Source organism: Pararhodobacter sp., from assembly GCF_034676075.1.
Lineage (GTDB): Bacteria > Pseudomonadota > Alphaproteobacteria > Rhodobacterales > Rhodobacteraceae > Pararhodobacter.
In genome coordinates this window covers 1-2,806 of the sequence record NZ_JAUCCQ010000220.1, presented here as the reverse complement: position 1 = coordinate 2,806, position 2,806 = coordinate 1, and the positions used below count along the sequence as shown (strand labels likewise).

The following is a 2,806-nucleotide window of genomic DNA, read 5'->3' as shown; positions in this document are numbered from 1 at the left end:
CCCCCTTCTTCGGCGCGGCGGCACGCCGCGCCGTTGGTCGCCCGAGGCGCCCGCGACAGCGGGCAACGAGGGCGAAACCCCCCCCCCCGCTCAGTCCCGCTCCATCCGCGCCCAGAGCCGGGGCGCCATCTGGCCGACCGCGGCCTCGATCGCCACCATCGCCTCGACCACCAGATCCTCGCGCCAGCGACGCCCGACGATCTGCACTCCGATCGGCTGGGTCCCCGCCTCCAGCGCCGCCAGCCCGGCCGGGACATTCCCCGCCGGCAGACCGAGGAAGTTCATCGAGGTCGACCAGATGGCCGATCCCATCACCTCGGCCACGCCCTCGGGACCCTCCGCATCGCGACCGGCGGCGAAGAAGGGTTGCGGCAGGAAGGGCGTCAGCACCAGCGGATAGTCCTCGAGCAACAGCGACCATTGCCGGGCGAACCCCGTGCGCGCGGCGATGGCGCGCAGATAGTCGTCTGGCTCATAGGGCGGGAAGGCCGCGAAATACTCGGCGAAGATGCCCTTGATCGTCTCGGACCCCAGCCGCTGGATATCCGCGCCCATCAGCGCCTGCGTCTCGGTCATCAGCGCGCGGAGCGCCGTCTCGCTCAGCGCCCGCAGGTCGGGCGGCGTGATCTCCTCGACCACGTAGCCCGCTTCCTCGAGCGCCGCACGGGCCTGGTCGAGCGCGGCCGAGACCTCGGGATGCAGCGGGAAATCCAGCGTCTCGCGGGTGAAGCCCACCTTGACCGGCCCCTCGATCGCCGCCCCCTTCCAGGGCAGCGGCACGTGGAACGGGTCGCGCGGATCGGGGCGGATCATCACCGGCATGGCCAGCGCCAGGTCGCGCGCGGAGCGCGTGATCAGCCCCTGCACCGACATCGCCTGCGCCAGCATCCCGCGTTCGGCCTTCTGCGACGGGTTCCAGGCCGGCACCCGCCCCAGCCCCGGCTTCACCGTCACCGCCCCATTGGCCGAGGCCGGATAGCGCAGGGATCCGGCGATGTCGTTGCCCTGCGCCAGCGCCCCCATCCCCGCCATCACCGCGGACCCGGCCCCACCGGAAGAGCCCCCGGCCGAGACAGGCCGCCCCCAGGGGTTCCAGGTCCGGCCGAAGAGCGGATTGTCGGTATCGACGCGGAACGAGAATTCGGGCGCATTGGTTCGCCCGATCACCACCGCACCCGCCTCCAGGAGGTTGCGCACCAGGGGCGCATCCTCGGGCGCCAGGTAATCCTTCAGCCCGGGCAGGCCGTTCGAGGTGGCGTGGCCCTTCTGGTCGATGTTGATCTTGATCGTCACCGGCACGCCATGGAGCGGGCCCTTCGGCCCCTCGGCAGCGTCGAGCGCCCGGGCCCGGGTCAGCGCCGCGGCTGACAGATCCTCGACCACCGCATTCAGCGCGGGATTGGTCGCCTGAATCCGCTCGACGGCAGCGGCGACCGCGTCTTCGGCCGAAACCTCGCCCGCCCGGGTCAGGGCCGAGAGTTCGGTGGCGGTCAATTGCCAGAGGGGGGTATCGGCCATCGTCGCTCCAGGGTTGTGACGGCGCGAGACTAGGCCGGAGGCGGCGCCCGGCGCAATGGCCAAGGCCCGCGCGGCCTGCCCGGGGTCGGTCTGGGGCTTGCCGCGGCGGCTCCTGCTTCCTATACCCGCCCAAAGCCGCGCGCGAGAGGCCGCCCATGACCTTCACCCACCGCCATCTCCTCGGGATCGAGCCGCTGCACCCGGCCGAGATCACCGCGATCCTCGACCTCGCCGACGATTACGTGGCGCTGAACCGCTCGGGCGACAAGCATTCGGACGCGTTGAAGGGGCTGACCCAGATCAACATGTTCTTCGAGAACTCGACCCGGACCCAGGCCTCGTTCGAACTGGCCGGCAAGCGGCTCGGCGCCGATGTGATGAACATGGCGATGCAGAGTTCGAGCGTGAAGAAGGGCGAGACGCTGATCGACACGGCGCTGACCCTGAACGCCATGCACCCGGACCTTCTGGTGGTGCGCCACCCCTCCTCGGGCGCGGTGGACCTGCTGGCGCAGAAGGTCAATTGCGCGGTCCTGAACGCCGGCGACGGCAAGCACGAACACCCGACCCAGGCGCTGCTCGACGCGCTGACCATCCGGCGCAAGAAGGGCCGGCTGCACCGGCTGAGCGTGGCGATCTGCGGCGATATCGCCCATAGCCGGGTGGCGCGGTCGAACCTGATCCTGCTGGGCAAGATGGAGAACCGGGTGCGCCTGATCGGCCCGCCGACGCTGATGCCCGCGGGCGTGGCGGAATTCGGCTGCGAGGTCTTCGACGACATGCGCGAGGGGCTGGAAGGCGCCGATGTGGTGATGATGCTGCGCCTGCAAAAAGAGCGGATGGACGGCGGCTTCATCCCCTCCGAGCGCGAATATTACCACCGCTACGGGCTCGACGCCGAGAAGCTGGCCTATGCCAAGCCCGATGCGATCGTCATGCACCCGGGGCCGATGAACCGCGGGGTGGAGATCGACGGCACCATCGCCGACGACATCAACCGCTCGGTGATCCAGGAGCAGGTGGAGATGGGCGTGGCGGTGCGGATGGCGGCAATGGATCTGCTGGCCCGGAACCTGAAAGCGGGCCGCGCGGCCTGAGAGGAGTTTCGCCCTCGGTGCCCGCGCCTTCGGCCCGGGCGCCTCGGGCGACCAACGGCGCGGCGGTGCCGCGCCGAAGAAGGGGGGCTTTCTGCCCCCCTCTGCCCTCTGGGCATTCACCCCCCGAGGATATTTGAAGAACGAAGATGCGGGTTAAGGGGCACTTAATCGCGATCTTCGTTCTGCAAATA

Annotated in this window: 2 protein-coding genes; one reads left to right on the top strand and one right to left on the bottom strand. The window is 69.8% G+C overall.

All coding sequences use genetic code 11. The annotated features are described in order from the left end of the window. Positions 1 to 90 precede the first annotated feature (90 nt). Positions 91 to 1,518: an amidase gene (locus tag VDQ18_RS23380; protein WP_323023256.1), complete on the bottom strand. Its 1,428-nt coding sequence runs from the start codon at positions 1,516 to 1,518 to the stop codon at positions 91 to 93. Between the two features lie 155 nt (positions 1,519 to 1,673). Between VDQ18_RS23380 and VDQ18_RS23375 the strand changes: the two genes are divergently transcribed. Continuing rightward, on the top strand, positions 1,674 to 2,615 hold the full coding sequence (locus tag VDQ18_RS23375) for an aspartate carbamoyltransferase catalytic subunit (RefSeq protein WP_323023255.1): 942 nt from the start codon (positions 1,674 to 1,676) through the stop codon (positions 2,613 to 2,615). The last annotated feature ends 191 nt before the right edge of the window (positions 2,616 to 2,806 follow it).

Bases quoted from the DNA above. Each gene is read 5' to 3' on its own strand.
- VDQ18_RS23380 (WP_323023256.1), bottom strand. From the start codon at position 1,518: ATGGCCGATACCCCCCTCTGGCAATTGACCGCCACCGAACTCTCGGCC.
- VDQ18_RS23375 (WP_323023255.1), top strand. From the start codon at position 1,674: ATGACCTTCACCCACCGCCATCTCCTCGGGATCGAGCCGCTGCACCCG.